This window comes from Streptomyces sp. NPDC093089, assembly GCF_044754405.1.
Classification (GTDB): Bacteria; Actinomycetota; Actinomycetes; order Streptomycetales; family Streptomycetaceae; genus Streptomyces.
In genome coordinates, this window is record NZ_JBIVPA010000013.1 from 26,296 (window position 1) to 42,547 (window position 16,252).

The window sequence follows — 16,252 nt, forward strand, 5'->3', positions numbered from 1 at the left end:
CCTCTTGGCGTTCCCGCAGCCCACAAGGGGTTTGAGTGGTCGTTGACGACGGCAGACCAGCGCTGATACACCTTCGCTTCACCCATCGTCAGCCCAAGATCCACGACAGAAACCCCGACGCGAGGTCACGTCCCATGGTCATGGTCACGAAGGTTCCACCCCGTCCCGCCCCCGCCCGCAGAGCCCTCCGGGTGGTGCTCGCCGCCGGTCTCGCCGCCGGTTCGCTCGCCGCCGTCCCCGGCACCGCGCAGGCGGAGGACGAGAAGTCCGGCGGCACCACCCTCACGGTGGCCGTCTCGCAGAGCATCGACTCGCTGAGCCCGTTCCTCGCCCAGAAGCTCACCTCGACCAGCATCCACCGGCTGGCGTACGAGTACCTCACCAACTACGACCCGAAGGACGCGCGGACGGTCCCGGGCCTGGCGACGGCCTGGTCGGCGTCGGCGGACAAGCTGACGTGGACGTACACGATCCGCAAGGACTCGACGTGGTCCGACGGCAAGCCGGTCACCGCCGAGGACGCGGCCTGGACCTTCGGCAAGATGATGACCGACCCGAACGCCGCCACGGCGAACGGCAGCTTCACGGCCAACTTCGCGCAGGTCACCGCCACCACCCCGCAGACGCTGGTGATCCGGCTGAAGAAGCCGCAGGCGACGATGACGGCGCTCGACGTGCCGATCGTGCCGAAGCACGTCTGGGAGAAGGTCGGCGACTTCTCGAAGTTCAACAACGACAAGCAGTTCCCCATCGTGGGCAACGGCCCGTTCGTCATCACCGACTTCAAGGTCGACCAGTACATCAAGCTCAAGCCGAACAGGAAGTTCTGGCGGGGCGCACCCAAGTTCGACGAGCTGGTCTTCAAGTACTACAAGGACGGTGACGCGGCCGTCGCCGCCCTGCAGAAGGGCGAGGTGTCCTTCGTCCCGAACCTGACGCCCGCCCAGGCCGACGCCCTGAAGACCCAGAAGGACATCAAGGTCAACGACGCCCCCGGCCGCCGCTTCTACGCGCTGGCGACCAACCCGGGCGCGAAGGCCAAGGACGGCAAGACCTTCGGCAACGGCCACCCGGCACTCCTCGACCCCGCCGTGCGCAAGGCGCTCTTCCTCGCGGTCGACCGCACCACCATCGTCGACAAGGTCTTCCAGGGCCACGCCGTCGAGGGCCAGGGCTACATCCCGCCGCGCTTCGGCTCGTACTTCTGGGAGCCGCCGGCCGGGCAGAAGCGGGGGTACGACCCGGCCGCCGCGGAGAAGGTCCTCGACGCCGCCGGCTACCGGAAGAACGCCGACGGCAAGCGCGTCGGCAAGGACGGCAGGCCGCTCGACTTCCGGATCCTGTGCCACGCCACCGACCCGAACGACAAGGCGGTCGGCAAGTACCTCCAGGAGTGGTGGGGCAAGATCGGCGTCGGGCTCAAGGTCGAGTGCCTGGACAGCGTCTCCGACCCGTGGGTCAAGGGCGACTACGACCTCGCCTTCGACGGCTGGTCGGTCAACCCCGACCCCGACTACGTCCTGTCGATCCACACCTGCGGCACGCTGCCGGCGACACCGAAGGACAGCGGGGCCACCGACAACTTCATCTGCGACAAGGAGTTCGACGGGCTCTACGCGCAGCAGGCGGTGGAGTACGACGCCGCCAAGCGGGCGGATCTGGTGAAGCGGATGCAGTCCCGGCTGTACGACACGGGGTACATGAACATCATGGCCTACCCGAACGCCCTGGAGGCGTACCGCACGGACCAGATCCGGTCCATCACGACCATGCCGGAGGCCGCCGGCAACCTGTGGGGGCAAGACGGCTACTGGAGCTGGTGGTCCGCCGTGCCCACCGCGCAGGCCGAGGACGACCAGGGCGGCTCGTCCACCGGGGTGGTCGTCGGCATCGGCGCGGCCGTGGTGGTCGTGCTCGGCGTCGGCCTCTTCCTCGGACTGCGCCGCCGCTCCACCGCCGACGACCGCGAGTAGGACGTGACGACGGCAAGCACCCCCGCCGACGTGGCGCGGGCCGAGGAGGCCCGCGCCACGGACGGCGCGTCCCGCACCGGTTCCTCCGCCGGGTACCTCCGCCACGCGGCGGGGAAGCTCGGCGGCGCACTCGTCTCGCTCTTCGCCGTGCTGGTCACCAGCTTCTTCCTCTTCCGGATCATCCCCGGTGACCCGGTCAAGGCGATGACCCACGGCGTACCCACCTCGGCCGAGCAACTGGCCACGCTGAGGCGCCAGTTCGGCCTCGACCTGCCGCTGTGGCAGCAGTTCACCGACTACTGCGCCAAGGCGCTGAGCGGCGACCTCGGCACCTCGTTCCAGTTCCGCGCGCCCGTCGGCGACCTGATCGCGGAGAAGCTGCCCGCCACGCTGCTGCTGACCGGCGTCGCCGTGGTGCTCTACTCGGCGCTCGGGCTGTGGCTCGGCACCCGCTCGGCGTGGCGGCACGGCGGCCTCGGCGACAAGGTGAACACCGGCATCGCGCTGACCCTGTGGTCGGTGCCGTCCTTCTGGCTCGGACTGCTGCTCATCATCGTCTTCTCGGTCGGCATGGGGCCGATCCCGGGGCTCTTCCCGACCGGCGGCATGGAGTCCGGCACGGGCGAGACCGGCTTCGCCCACGTCCTCGACGTCGCCCACCACCTGGTCCTGCCGGTGGTCACCCTGGTGGCGGTCGGCTACGCGCAGACGCTGCTCGTGATGCGCTCCTCGCTCCTCGACGAGATGGGCGGCGACTACCTGACGACGGCCCGCGCGAAGGGACTGCGCGACGACGTGGTGCGGCGGCGGCACGCCGTGCCGAACGCGCTGCTCCCGACCGTCACCATGATCTTCATCAACCTGGGCCATGTGGCGGCCGGGTCGATCCTGGTGGAGACGGTGTTCTCCTGGCCGGGGCTCGGCGGGCTGTTCTACCAGGCGCTGAGCGTGCCCGACCTGCCGCTCGTGCAAGGCCTGTTCGTGGTCTTCGCCGGGGCGATGATCCTGATGAACCTGATCGCCGACCTGCTCTATCCGCTGCTCGATCCCCGGGTGGGACGATGACCACGACGGACACCACGGAGCCCACGGATCCCACGGACTCCACCGACTCCACCGACTCCACCGACTCCACCGACTCCACCGACTCCACCGACTCCACGGTCGCGAAGGACACGCCCCCGACCGGGACGTCGCTGGTGTGGGCGCGCCGCCGCGCGACGGTGGCCCGCTTCTGGAAGCGGTACCGCACCCACCGCGCCGGGCTCGCCGGCCTCGCCGGGCTCACGCTGATCGCCCTGATCGCCCTCGCCGCGCCGCTGCTCGTCGGCGCCGACGTGCAGTCGGTGACCGAGGCCCCGGGCACCGCGCTGGAGCCGCCGAGCGCCGAATTCCCACTCGGCACGGACCAGTTCGGGCGCTCGCTGCTCGGCCTGCTGATCTGGGGGGCGCGGATCTCGCTGCTCGTCGGCCTGCTCGCGGCGACCCTGTCGGTCGCGATCGGCACGCTGGTCGGGATCATCGCCGGGCACTACGGAGGCTGGTTCTCGACCGTCGTCATGCGGATCACCGACTGGTTCCTGGTGATGCCGACGCTGGTCCTGGCGATCGTGCTCGCCACCGTCATGTCCCGGTCGATGTGGACGGTGGTCCTGGCCATCGGGGTGACCTCCTGGCCGACCACCGCCCGGCTGGTGCGGGCGCAGACGATCGCCGTGGAGTCCCGCCCGTACATCGAGCGGGCGACCGCGCTCGGCGGGGGCCACGGCCACGTCATGAGCAAGCACGTGCTGCCGAACGTGATGCCGCTGGTGCTCGCGCAGACCACGCTCGGGATCTCCACAGCCATCCTCACGGAGGCGACCCTCGCGTTCCTCGGGCTCGGCGATCCGACGGTGGTCTCCTGGGGCGGGATGCTCCAGGACGCCCGCGAGGCGGGCGCGGTCTCCTCCGGGCACTGGTGGTACCTGGCCCCGCCCGGAATCGCCATCGCGCTCGTCGCCCTGGCGTTCACCCTGTGCGGACGGGCCGTCGAGTCCGTGCTCAACCCGAAGCTGGGGGTGGGGCGTTGAGCCTGCTCGAAGTACGGAATCTGAAGGTGACGTACGGATCGGGCGCGGACGCCGTGCCCGCCGTGCGCGGGGTCGACCTGTCCCTGGAGGCGGGGAGCAAGCTGGGCGTGGCGGGCGAGTCCGGCTGCGGCAAGTCCACCCTCGCGCTCGCGCTGCTGCGGCTGCTCCCGGCCTCGGCGCGGATCGAGGGCGAGGTCCTGCTCGACGGCGAGGACGTCCTCGCCATGAAGTGGGGCCGGCTGCGGGCCGTGCGCTGGGCGGGCGCGTCGATCGTCTTCCAGGGCGCGATGCACTCGCTGAACGCCGTGCACCGGATCGGCGACCAGATCGCCGAGCCGCTGCTCGTGCACGGCCGGGCGACCCCCGCGGCGGCGCGCGAGCGGGTCGGGGAGCTGCTCGAACACGTCGGTCTGCCCGCCGCGCGGGCCGCCGCCTACCCGCACGAGCTGTCCGGCGGGCAGCGGCAGCGCGTGATGATCGCGATGGCGCTGGCCTGCGACCCCCGGCTGATCGTGGCGGACGAACCGACGACGGCCCTGGACGTGATGATCCAGGCGCAGATCCTGCGGCTGATCGAGGGGCTCGTCGCCGAGCAGTCCATCAGCCTCCTGATGATCAGCCACGACCTGGCCGTCCTCGCCGACACCTGCGACCGGCTCGCCGTGATGTACGCGGGCCGGGTCGTCGAGGAGGGGCCGGCGCGGGCCGTGTACGAGGCCGCCGAGCACCCGTACGGGCGGGCGCTGTCCTCGGCGTTCCCCCGCATCGGCGACCCCGCGTCCCGGCGGGCGCCGCGCGGCCTGCCGGGCGACCCGCCCGACCCGGCCGACCTGCCGGGCGGCTGCGCCTTCCGGCCGCGCTGCCCGGTGGCGCTCGACGCCTGCGCCGCGGAGGACCAGGAACTGCGGGAGGCGGGCGCGGGGCGCCGCGCCGCCTGCGTACACGTGGGGAGCACGGCATGACGGACACCGTGAGCGACGCCGTGGACGGCGCCGCCGACGACTCCGCGGGCCCCGGCGGCGCCGGGCGTACGGGGACCTCCGCGGGGCCGCTGCTCTCGGCGCGCGGCCTGCACGTCACCTTCCCCGGCCGGCGCGGCGCGCCACCCGCGCGCGCGGTGGACGGGGTGGACCTGGACATCGGCACCGGCGAGATCGTGGCCCTCGTCGGGGAGTCGGGCTGCGGCAAGACGACACTGGCCCGCTCCCTCCTCGGCCTGGTCCGCCCCACGTCGGGCACGGTCGCCTTCGACGGCGCACCGCTGTCGTACGCCTCCGGGGCCCTCAAGGCCTACCGGAAGCGGGCGCAGCTGGTCCTCCAGGACCCCAGCGGCTCGCTGAACCCCCGGCACACCGTGTACGACGCGGTCGCGGAGGGGCTCCGGATCCACGGGTACGCGGGGGACGAGCGGGCCGCGGTCGCCGGCGCCCTCGCCCGGGCCGGACTGCGGCCCCCGGAGCGCTTCTTCCTGCGCTACCCGCACGAGCTGTCCGGCGGGCAGCGGCAGCGCGTCGTCATCGCGGGCGCGCTCGTCCTGGAGCCCGAGCTGATCGTCGCCGACGAGCCGGTGGCCTCGCTCGACGCGTCCGTACGCGGCGAGATCCTGGCGCTGCTGCTGCGCCTGCGCGACGAACTAGGGCTCTCCGCGCTGGTGGTGACGCACGACCTCGGGCTCGCGTGGAACATCGCCGACCGGGTGGCGGTGATGTACCTGGGCCGGGTCGTGGAGACCGGCACCGTGGAGTCCGTCCTCACCCGTCCCCGACACCCTTACACCCAGGCCCTGTTGTCGGTCCTTCCGGAGTCCGGCGACGCGCCGGTCGTGCTGACCGGCGAACCCCCGGACCCCTCCCGCATCCCCTCCGGCTGCCGCTTCCACGCCCGCTGCCAGATCCTCGCCTCGGGCGAGGCGGCGGCCGTCGCGGAACGCTGCCGCGAAGAACTCCTGCCGATCCTGGGCGGCGGCGGGGAGCAGGCGGTGGCCTGCCACTGGGCGGGACGGGAGGCGGCGGGGGCGAGGGCGGGCGGCTGAGCGCCCCGGACCGGGGTACCGGCCCGCCGGCTCACAGGTCCGGGGCACCGCGGGCTTCGCCCCGGTGCCTCCGGCCGTCCCGCCGTCGGGCGGGGCCCTACGAAGCGGGGTTCTCCCGGTCGTAGGTCTCCGTCAGCTCCCGGCAGCGCTTCACGTCGCCGGCCATGGCCAGGAGCAGGTCGTCGAGGGTGTCGAACTTGAGCATGCCGCGCACGTACGCCAGGAAGTCCACGGACACGTGCAGCCCGTACAGGTCGAGGCCCTCGCGGTCGATCGCGTACGCCTCGACGGTCCGCTCCGTGCCGTCGAACTGGGGGTTGGTGCCGACCGAGATGGCCGCCGGCATCCGCTCCCCCGCCGCCGTCAGCCAGCCGGCGTAGACGCCGTCCGCCGGGATCGCCGTGTGCGGGAGCGTCTCGACGTTGGCCGTCGGGAAGCCGAGCTCGCGGCCGCGCTGGGCGCCGCGGACGACGATGCCCTCGACCCGGTGCGGGCGTCCGAGGATCTCGCCCGCTCCGGTCATGTCGCCCTCGGCGACGAGCCGGCGGGTGAGCGTCGACGAGAACGGCTGGCCGCCGCCCGCCTCCCCGCTGACGTACAGGTCGATGACCTCGACCTCGTAGTCGTACGTCTCGCCGAGCTCGGCGAGGAACGCGACGTTGCCCGCGGCCCGGTGCCCGAAGCGGAAGTTGGGGCCCTCGATGACGGCCTTGGCGTGCAGCTTGTCGACCAGCACCTTGACGATGAAGTCGGCCGGGGACAGCTGGGAGAACTCGGCGGTGAACGGCAGCACGAGCACCGCGTCCACGCCGAGTTCCGCGATCAGCTCGGCACGCCGGTGGTGCGGGGCGAGCAGCGGCGGATGGCTGCCGGGCCGCACGACCTCGGAGGGGTGCGGGTCGAACGTCACCACGACGGTGGGGACGCCGAGCTCCCGGGCGCGCTCGACGGCGCGCCCGATGATCAGCTGGTGTCCGCGGTGCACCCCGTCGTAGGAGCCGATGGTGACGACGCTGCGCCCCCAGTCCTGGGGAATGTCCTCCAAGCCACGCCAGCGCTGCACTGTGACCGCTCCTCGTCCGCCTGTTCGCCGATTACGCCGGTCTAAGACTGCCATGCCCACGGCCTTCGGTTGGCATCGGCATGGAGGTGCCGCGGCTCCGCAGCACCCGGAGGGTGTCCGGGCCCAGCAACGGTGCCCAGTCGCCGGGGGCGGCCGCCGTCCAGTCGGCGAGCAGCCCGGCGACACCGGACAGCTCGCGGCAGTGCCCGGCGAGGGCCCGGTCGAACCGCCGGACCCCCTCGGGCGTACGGGCGCACAGCACGCCGACCCGGTGCACGAGGTCCCGGGTGCGCGGCTCGCTGCGCCGCCCCGCGCCCTCGGCCGCGGCCCGCAGGAGCGCCTCCAGGACCGTGAACTCCCCCACCTCCGCCTCGTACCGCTCGTGCTCGACGAGTACGTCGAGCAGCTCGGCCCGCAGATGGCGGGAGGCGCCTGTGCCTGGCGCGGCGAGGACGGGCGCCAGGGCGCGGCGGACAGCGGCGGGACGGCCCCTGATCAGGCCGGCGACCAGCGGGTGGAGGACGGCCCTGGCCGCCGGGCCGTCCTCGAACCGGCGGTCGACGAAGGCGGCCACGTGCCCGGCGCCCTCGGGGTGGCGGCCCGCGTAGTCGCGCACGAGGACCGCGATCCGGCGGGCCAGGGCGGGCGTGTCGACCTCGGCGAGCGCCCGCAGCGCGGCGGCCGGCGCCTCGCCGTCGCCCCGCAGCCGGGTCCGGAGCGCGCCGAGGACCAACTCGGGGTGGCTGCTCAGCGCCTCGGCGAGCGCGGACGCGGGCACCTGCGGCTCGGCCAGCGCCCGGGGCAGATGCCGGGCGCGGGTGTGCGGGTCGCGGACCAGCAGGCCCAGGGCCGCCCCGTGGAGCGCCCGGTCGCCGGGGCGGGCGAGCAGGGCGAGCGCGGCGTAGCGCAGCAGCTCCCGGTCGGCGGAGGTCGCCGCGTGCCCGGCGACCAGCTGCCCGTACGCGGCGGCGGCCACCCGCCGCTCCGGCCGCCCGTCGTCGTGGGCCCACCGGTCGACCGCCCGGCACACGGCCGACGGCTCGTCGCCGGCGAGCCTGGCGAGCAGCCCGTCCGCCAGCGGGTGCGCCGTCGCCACCAGCGCCTCGCACAGGTCGTCGACGGCCGGACCCCTGCGGGCGTGCAGCAGCGCCTGCGCCGCCGTCGCCACCGTCTCGTGCGGCACGGCCGGCAGCGGCCGCTCGTCGCCGAACCAGCGGCACAGCAGCGGCTGCACTCCCCGGGGGTCCGCCACCAGCATCCCCGCGACGACGTCGAGGGCCCGCTCCTCGCCGCGCACCCGGCGGGGCGACGCGCCCGCGGACCCGTCCGCGTCTGCGCCCGCGGACATGTTCTCGGCGTCGCCCGCCGGCGTGCCCTCGGGGTGTCCCGGCGGCGGGTCCGCCGGGACGAGGCGCCGCAGCAGGTCGATGCGCTCGTCCTCGCCGAGCGGCAGGGCCTGCCAGAAGGCGGGTCCGAAGGGGGTGAGGGCCGGGTGTCGGCCGGGCCGGGCTCCGACGCGGTCGGCCAGCAGCCGCAGGACGGGCAGGTAGGGGCGGGGGTCGGGCAACCGCCGGATGCTCTCGCCGAGCAGCCGGGCGGCCCACCACGGCCCGTCCCCGCCGGCGGCCTCGTCGGGGCTCCTGTCCGCGAAGCGTGCGAGGGACTCGACGAGCGCGGCCAGGCGCGGGGCGAGTCCGGCCGGCCCGCGCTCCCGGTGGAGCAGCAGCAGGGCCTGGAGGACCGGACCGATGCGATGCGGAGGCACGGGCAGGTGCTCGACCTCCCCCGCCGGGGGGACGCCCTGCCGCTGCGGGACACCGTCCCGCTGCCGGGGCACGCCGACGGTCGGCGCGGGGGCGCCGGAGCCGACAGGGCCGCCCGCCACCTCGCCGTCCGGCGCGGTGCGCGTGCGTCGTACGGGTCGGTCGGCTCCGGGGCGGGGCGGAGGGACGCCGGGGCCGCCCGGGACGCCGGGAACGCCACCGGCGACGGGGGCGCCGGGGACACCAGGGCCACCCGCCGCCGCGGTGCGCGTGTGTCGTACGGGGTGGTCGGTGCCGGGGCCGGGCGGTTCGGTGTGGTGACGGTGGACCAGGGAGTGGAGGGCGGTGTCGAGGTCGAGGTGGGCGGCCTGGACCCAGTCGGCGAGTTCCTCGTGGGCGAAGCGGTAGCCGGAGCCGGCGGGGACGAGGAGGCCTTCGGTGAGGACGGCGGAGGCCCAGCCTTCACGCCAGGGGAACAGCTCCTCGAAGGAGGCGCGGTCGAGGAGGCCGTGTCCGGGTCCGAGGCAGCGGCGGGCCGCCTCGTGGACCTGGCCGGTGACGCGCGCGGCGAGCCGGCGGACGGCGGTGCCGCGGAGGAGGGGCCGGGAGCCCGCGGCGATCCGGACGGCGACGCGGAGGCACATGAGGTCGAGGTGGGCGGTGAAGATCTCCTCGCGGCCGGGCCGTCCGGGGACGCCGTCCGGCAGGGCCGCGCGGACCTCGGCGAGCAGCCGGAGGGCGAGCGGGTGCCGGGCGTCCGCCTCGGCGAGGTCCGTCTCGCCGATCCCGTACCCCTGGCGTACGGCCCTGGCCTCGGCCTCGGAGTACGGGCCGAGGGCGACGGCGGCGGGCGGCCCGTCCCCGGGGTGTCCCGACGGCCGGTGGAGGGCGTCGGGGCCGTAGAGCGCGCCGGCCTGTTCCCAGTGCTCCGGGCGGCAGGCGGTGACGAGGCGGACGTCGTGGGCGCGGAGCCACCCCTCGGTGGCGGCGGTCCAGTCGGCGAGGCGGTGGGCCAGGCGCGGCGGCATCTCCTCGGGGCCGTCGAGGACGACGAGGAGGGGGCGTCCGGCTTCCCGGGCGAGCGCGGCGGCCCGTTCCGGGGTGGCGGTCGTGGTGTCGCCGAGGGCTCCGGAGGCGGCGACGATGCGGCCCGCCTGGTGGAGGGCGCGGTCGACGGCGTCGGCGAGGGAGCGGTCCTCGGCACGCAGGTCGGCGCCGCGCAGCCGGACGGTGGGGGCGGGCGCCTCGCCGCGGGCCCGGTGGGCGCAGAGAGAGGCGAGGGCGGTGGTGCGGCCGGTGCCGGGGCCGCCGACCAGCGCGAGCACGGGCACGCCGCCGGCGGTGAAGCGGGCGAACTCGCGGGCGCAGTCGGGGCGTTCGACGGGTTCGGGCCAGGGTCCCTGTTCGGGTGCGGGTCCGGTGGAGGTGGCGGTGAGTTCGAGGACGCCGGCAAGGTTGAGGTCGGGCCCGTAGGCGGGGACGGTGGCCGCGTTGCGGCGCAGCAGGGCGGTGAGGGGGCCGTCGGGCCGGAGCGGCACCGCGTATCCGGCGGCCTGGCGGTCGCCGTGCAGGGCGGTGCCGAGGACGGCGAGGACGGTGCCGGTGGCGGTGTCGAGGACGGGCCCGCCGGCGGCCTGGCCGCCGAGCCTGAGGGCCTCGGCGCCCTCGGTGCCGATGGCGAGTTCGAGGGCGTCGTCGAGGGCGTGGAAGCGGTCGGTGGCGGTGTACGTGACGGCGGCGGGGCCGAGGACGCGCGCCTCGCGCCAGCCGTGGGCGGCGATCCGCACGTACGTACCGGGTTCGATCTCGGCGCGGGTCGCGAGCGGCAGCGGGCGCCCGCCGAGCCCTTCGGTGCGTACGAGGGCGAGCCCGCTCTGGGGCAGTCGGACGACGGCCTCGGCCTCGGCGAGCCAGGTGCGGTCGCCGGGGGCGTGCAGGACGACGCGACTGAGCCCGTCGACGGCTTCATGACTGGTGACGACCGTTCCGTGGTGGTCGGCGAGGAACCCGGTGCCGCGCGGCCGGCCCGCCAGATCGCAGATCCGCACCAGCGTCGCCAGGTCCCCGCGTCCCATGGTGACGACGGTAGGTCGCCGGTGATCACGCCACGGCGCTCGCGGGGAAACGCGCCCCCTGTCACTCCCCCGTTCACTTCGAGCGCCTCCCCGATGGGGTGACTTTCCGGCGCTCCGCCGGACAGAGACCTCCCGGGGGAAGCCGGGGGAACGCAGGGGAAGCCGGGGGGCGCGGGGGAAGCCGGGGGAAACGCCGTGGGGCGGACACGCGTGTGCGTGTCCGCCCCACGAGGGCTTCGGGAACGTCCTCAGCCGAAGACGGCGAGGCTCTTCGCCTTGCCCCGCTGGTCCTCGACCAGCGCGAGCAGCGTGCCCTCCGGCCCGAAGACCGCGACGGGCCCCTTCGGGTACTCCGGCATCTCCAGGCGGACGCCGTTGAGCAGCAGCTTGGCCCGCTTCTCGTCGACGTCCCAGCGCGGGAACGCCGCCGCGGCCGCGTCGGCGACCGGCATGACCGTCAGGTCCTCCTGGAGCTGGTCCAGGGTCCTGGCCGCGTCCAGCTTGTACGGCCCGACACGGGTGCGGCGCAGCGCGGTCAGGTGACCGCCCACCCCGAGCCCGGCACCGAGGTCCCGGGCCAGCGCGCGGATGTACGTACCGGAGGAGCAGACGACCGAGACGACGAGGTCGACGACGGGCGTGCCGTCCTCGGCCACGGCCTCCCGCACGTCGTACACCCGGAAGGAGGAGACGGTGACCGGGCGGGCCGGGATCTCGAACTCCTCGCCGCCGCGCACGCGCGCGTACGACCGCTTGCCGTCGATCTTGATCGCGGAGACCTTCGACGGCACCTGCATGATCGCGCCGGTGAGCTCGGCGACGCCCGCGTCGATGCCCTCGCGGGTCACCTTGGAGGCGTCCACGGAGGCGGTGATCTCGCCCTCGGCGTCGTCGGTGATCGTCGTCTGGCCCAGCCGGATGGTGCCCAGGTACTCCTTCTCGGTCAGCGCGAGGTGACCGAGGAGCTTGGTCGCCCGCTCCACGCCGAGGACGAGGACGCCGGTGGCCATGGGGTCGAGCGTGCCGGCGTGGCCCACGCGGCGGGTCTTGGCGATCCCGCGCATCTTGGCCACGACGTCGTGCGAGGTGAAGCCCGACGGCTTGTCGACGATGACAAGGCCGTCGGGCGTCTTGGCTGCGGTGCTCATTCGGCGGCTTCGTCCTCGCCCGGCTTCTTGTAGGGGTCGGCGTCGCCCGCGAAGGAGGCGCCCGAGGAGGCCTCCCGCACCTGGGCGTCCGAGGCCCGCGCCTTGTCGAGGAGGTCCTCGATCGTCTTGGCGTTCTCCGGGAGGGCGTCGGCCACGAAGGTCAGGGTCGGGGTGAACTTGGTCCCCGCCGCCCGGCCCACGGCCGAACGGAGGATGCCCTTGGCGCTCTCCAGGCCGGCCGCGGCGCTCGCGCGCTCCTCGTCGTCGCCGTAGACCGTGTAGAAGACCGTGGCCTCCCGCAGGTCACCGGTGACGCGGGTGTCCGTGATGGTCACGTGCGTACCCAGGCGGGGGTCCTTGATGCCGCGCTGCAGCTTCTCGGCGACCACCTCCCGGATGAGGTCCGCCAGCTTCTTCGCCCGCGCGTTGTCGGCCACTGGTCCTTCTCCTTCTTTGCCTTGCTCAAGTCAGTCTTCATCAGTGTGGAGCCTGCGGCGCACCGACAGCAGCTCCACCTCGGGACGCGCGGCGACGAGCCGCTCACAGCGGTCGAGCACGTCCGATACGAATCCGTGGTCCCCGGACACCAGCGCGACGCCCAGCCGGGCCCTGCGGTGGAGGTCCTGGTCGCCCACCTCGGCCGCGCTCACGGAGAACTTGCGCTGGAGCTCGGCGACGATGGGCCGGACGACGGAGCGTTTCTCCTTCAACGAGTGGACGTCGCCGAGGAGCAGATCGAAGGACAGAGTCCCCACGTACATGCGGTGCCGGATGTCCCGCCGGTTCGGGTTCGGTGGCCTGCCGGGCCGTCGCTCGGCAGGGACACCAGAACCGTACACGCAACGGCCGGGGCCGATCGACGGAATAACTTCCGCCGACCGGCCCCGACTCACCTGCACGATCGGACGCGATCAGGCGCGCGGCTTCTCGCGCATCTCGTACGTCGCGATGACGTCGTCGATCTTGATGTCGTTGTAGTTTCCGAGGTTGATACCGCCCTCGTAGCCTTCACGAATCTCGGTGACGTCGTCCTTGAAGCGGCGCAGACCGTGGATGGTGAGGTCCTCGGCGATGACCTTGCCGTCGCGGATGAGGCGCGCCTTGGTGTTGCGCTTGACCTCGCCGGAGCGGATGAGAACACCCGCGATGTTGCCCAGCTTGGACGAGCGGAAGACCTCGCGGATCTCCGCCGTACCGAGCTCGACCTCTTCGTACTCCGGCTTGAGGAGGCCCTTGAGCGCCGCCTCGATCTCCTCGATGGCCTGGTAGATCACCGAGTAGTAGCGGACGTCGACGCCTTCGCGCTCCGCCATCTGCGCGGCACGGCCGGCCGCACGGACGTTGTAGCCGATGACGATGGCGTCGGAGCCCATCGCCAGGTCGATGTCGGACTCGGTGACCGCACCCACACCGCGGTGCAGGACGCGGATGTCGACCTCTTCGCCGACGTCGAGCTGGAGCAGCGAGGCTTCGAGGGCCTCGACCGCACCGGACGCGTCGCCCTTGATGATGAGGTTGAGTTCCTGGACGAGACCGGCCTTGAGCACCTTGTCGAGGTCCTCGAGGGACACCCGGCGGACGCGCTTGGCGAAGGCGGCGTTGCGCTCACGCGCGGCGCGCTTCTCGGCGATCTGACGGGCCGTACGGTCCTCGTCGACGACCAGGAGGTTGTCGCCGGCACCCGGCACGTTGGTGAGACCGAGCACCAGGACGGGAGTCGACGGGGTCGCCTCCTCGACGTTGTTGCCCTTGTCGTCGAGCATCGCCCGGACTCGGCCGTACGCGTCGCCGACCACCACGGTGTCGCCGATGCGCAGCGTTCCGCGCTGGACGAGGACGGTCGAGACCGCACCACGACCGCGGTCGAGGTGGGACTCGATCGCGATGCCCTGCGCGTCCTGGTTCGGGTTGGCCCGCAGGTCGAGCGAGGCGTCGGCGGTGAGGACGACGGCCTCGAGCAGGGAGTCGATGTGCAGACCCTGCTTGGCGGAGATGTCGACGAACATCGTGTCGCCGCCGTACTCCTCGGCCACGAGACCGAACTCGGTCAGCTGGCCGCGGACCTTGGTCGGGTCGGCACCCTCGACGTCGATCTTGTTGACCGCGACGACGATCGGGACGCCGGCGGCCTTGGCGTGGTTGAGCGCCTCGATCGTCTGCGGCATGACGCCGTCGTTGGCCGCGACCACGAGGATCGCGATGTCGGTCGACTTCGCACCACGGGCACGCATGGCGGTGAACGCCTCGTGACCCGGGGTGTCGATGAAGGTGATGCGACGCTCTTCGCCGTTGACCTCGGTACCCACCTGGTAGGCACCGATGTGCTGGGTGATGCCACCGGCCTCGCCCGCGACGACGTTCGTCTTGCGGATCGCGTCGAGCAGTCGGGTCTTACCGTGGTCGACGTGACCCATGACGGTGACGACCGGCGGACGGGAGACCAGAGCCTCTTCGCCGCCCTCGTCCTCGCCGAACTCGATGTCGAAGGACTCGAGGAGCTCGCGGTCCTCCTCCTCGGGCGAGACGATCTGAACGGTGTAGTTCATCTCCTCGCCGAGCATCGTCAGCGTGTCGTCGGAGACGGACTGCGTGGCCGTGACCATCTCACCGAGGTTCATCATCACCGCGACGAGCGACGCCGGGTTGGCGCCGATCTTCTCGGCGAAGTCGGTGAGGGAGGCACCGCGCGACAGGCGAATGGTGTCGCCGTTGCCGCGAGGCAGCATCACGCCGCCCACGGACGGGGCCTGCATGGCCTCGTACTCCTGGCGCCTCTGACGCTTCGACTTGCGACCACGACGCGCGGGACCACCGGGACGACCGAAGGCGCCCTGCGTGCCACCACGGGCACCCGGACCACCGGGACGGCCACCGAAGCCACCGGGACGACCGCCGAAGCCGCCGCCACCGCCGGGACCACCCGGACGACCGCCGCCGCCACCACCGGGACCACCGGGACGGCCGGCGAAGCCGCCGCCACCGCCGCCGGGACCGGCCGGACGACCGGCGAAGCCGGGACGACCGCCGCCGCCACCGGGACCACCCGGACGACCGCCGGGGCCACCGGGACCACGACCGCCGGGACCGGGGCGCGGGCCGGCAGCGGGACGCTGCGGCATCATGCCCGGGTTCGGACGGTTACCGCCGGGCGCGCCGCCCGGACGGGGAGCCTGCGGACGCGGCATGCCACCGGGGGTGGGACGCGCGCCGCCCTGGCCCTGCGGACGCGGGGCGCCACCGGGGCCGCCCTGCGGACGCGGAGCGCCCGGAACGGCGCCGGGGCCGCCCTGCGGACGCGGGGCGCCGCCACCGGGGCGGGGCGACTGCGGTCGCGCCATGCCGGTGGAGCCACCCGAGGTGAACGGGTTGTTGCCGGGACGCGGGCCGGCCGGACGGGCACCGCCCGGACGAGGGGCCTGCTGGCCACCGGGACGCGGAGCACCCTGACCCTGCGGGCGGGGAGCCTGCTGACCCGGGCGGGCGGCAGCCGGGCGGGGGCCCGGGGTCGCGCCGGCGGGGCGCTGGGCGGCCGGAGCCGCCGGAGGCGCGGTGAATTCCGGGGTCGTCGGAGCCGGGGAGGCCGGCGCCGGCTTCGGCGCGGCCGCGGGCTTCGGACCCGGGGTGGGACGCGTGCCGCCGGGGGCCGGCGTCGCGGGCTTCTCCGCGGCCGCGGGCTTGGGCGCCGGGGTGGGCGCGCCAGGCTTCGGGGCGGCGGGACGAGCAGTCTGCGCCGGGGACGGCGCGGGGGATGCCGGCGCCGGCTTCGGCGCGGCGGGGGAAGGCGTCGCCTTGCGGGGCGCGCCGGGCTTCGCTGCGGTCTTGCCGGCGCCACCGCCGGGACCCTGCAAAGCATCAGTCAACTTGCGCACGACCGGCGCCTCGATCGTCGAGGACGCCGAACGGACGAATTCACCGAGTTCTTGGAGCTTGGCCATGACGACCTTGCTCTCCACGCCGAACTCCTTGGCGAGTTCGTATACCCGGACCTTAGCCACTTCGCTCCTTTGAGGTCCGGATTACCGCCGGACCGTCGCTACTTCATGGGCGTACTCATCGCGTACTCATCGAGTGCTCATCGCAATCTCGACCTACTTCCAACTCGCGAGGTACCTGACCGCACGGTGAT

The 16,252-nt window shown here is 73.7% G+C and carries 11 protein-coding genes; 5 read left to right on the forward strand and 6 right to left on the reverse strand.

Annotated features, from left to right (window positions below; translation table 11 throughout):
* Nucleotides 1-140 precede the first annotated feature (140 nt).
* From ACIQFX_RS28090 to ACIQFX_RS28110, 5 genes are read left to right on the forward strand one after another with little or no spacing between them, the layout of a single operon-like run.
* Nucleotides 141-1,973, forward strand: a complete 1,833-nt coding sequence (locus ACIQFX_RS28090) for an ABC transporter substrate-binding protein (RefSeq protein ID WP_402469315.1) — start codon at nucleotides 141-143, stop codon at nucleotides 1,971-1,973.
* Between the two features lie 3 nt (nucleotides 1,974-1,976).
* Nucleotides 1,977-3,038, forward strand: a complete 1,062-nt coding sequence (locus tag ACIQFX_RS28095; RefSeq protein ID WP_402468861.1) for an ABC transporter permease — start codon at nucleotides 1,977-1,979, stop codon at nucleotides 3,036-3,038.
* Nucleotides 3,035-4,045, forward strand: coding sequence for an ABC transporter permease (locus ACIQFX_RS28100; RefSeq protein WP_402468863.1), 1,011 nt, complete (start codon nucleotides 3,035-3,037; stop codon nucleotides 4,043-4,045). The genes ACIQFX_RS28095 and ACIQFX_RS28100 overlap by 4 nt, the downstream gene beginning before the upstream one ends.
* Complete coding sequence (locus ACIQFX_RS28105; protein ID WP_402468866.1) at nucleotides 4,042-5,007, forward strand: ABC transporter ATP-binding protein; 966 nt, start codon at nucleotides 4,042-4,044, stop codon at nucleotides 5,005-5,007. Before ACIQFX_RS28100 ends, ACIQFX_RS28105 begins: the two co-directional genes overlap by 4 nt.
* Nucleotides 5,004-6,077 (forward strand): ABC transporter ATP-binding protein, encoded by a 1,074-nt coding sequence (locus ACIQFX_RS28110; protein WP_402468868.1) that lies wholly within the window; start codon nucleotides 5,004-5,006, stop codon nucleotides 6,075-6,077. Before ACIQFX_RS28105 ends, ACIQFX_RS28110 begins: the two co-directional genes overlap by 4 nt.
* Before the next feature lie 97 nt (nucleotides 6,078-6,174).
* Here ACIQFX_RS28110 and ACIQFX_RS28115 read toward each other — a convergent pair whose 3' ends face one another.
* The 6 genes from ACIQFX_RS28115 to infB form a co-directional block, all read right to left on the reverse strand.
* Nucleotides 6,175-7,140 (reverse strand): bifunctional riboflavin kinase/FAD synthetase, encoded by a 966-nt coding sequence (locus ACIQFX_RS28115; protein ID WP_402468871.1) that lies wholly within the window; start codon nucleotides 7,138-7,140, stop codon nucleotides 6,175-6,177.
* Nucleotides 7,141-7,171: 31 nt separating this feature from the next.
* A complete protein-coding gene (locus ACIQFX_RS28120; RefSeq protein ID WP_402468874.1) occupies nucleotides 7,172-10,978 on the reverse strand; it encodes a trypsin-like peptidase domain-containing protein in 3,807 nt (1,268 codons plus the stop codon).
* Nucleotides 10,979-11,226: 248 nt separating this feature from the next.
* A complete protein-coding gene (truB, locus tag ACIQFX_RS28125) occupies nucleotides 11,227-12,126 on the reverse strand; it encodes a tRNA pseudouridine(55) synthase TruB (protein ID WP_402468876.1) in 900 nt (299 codons plus the stop codon).
* The gene (gene rbfA, locus ACIQFX_RS28130; RefSeq protein ID WP_017235864.1) at nucleotides 12,123-12,563 is read right to left on the reverse strand and encodes a 30S ribosome-binding factor RbfA; all 441 of its coding nucleotides are present in this window, start codon (nucleotides 12,561-12,563) and stop codon (nucleotides 12,123-12,125) included. Before rbfA ends, truB begins: the two co-directional genes overlap by 4 nt.
* A gap of 30 nt (nucleotides 12,564-12,593) precedes the next feature.
* Nucleotides 12,594-12,887 carry a DUF503 domain-containing protein gene (locus tag ACIQFX_RS28135; protein ID WP_017235865.1) on the reverse strand — a complete coding sequence of 98 codons (294 nt, stop codon included), beginning with the start codon at nucleotides 12,885-12,887 and terminating at the stop codon, nucleotides 12,594-12,596.
* Nucleotides 12,888-13,037: 150 nt separating this feature from the next.
* A complete protein-coding gene (gene infB, locus ACIQFX_RS28140) occupies nucleotides 13,038-16,121 on the reverse strand; it encodes a translation initiation factor IF-2 (protein ID WP_402468879.1) in 3,084 nt (1,027 codons plus the stop codon).
* Nucleotides 16,122-16,252 lie beyond the last annotated feature (131 nt).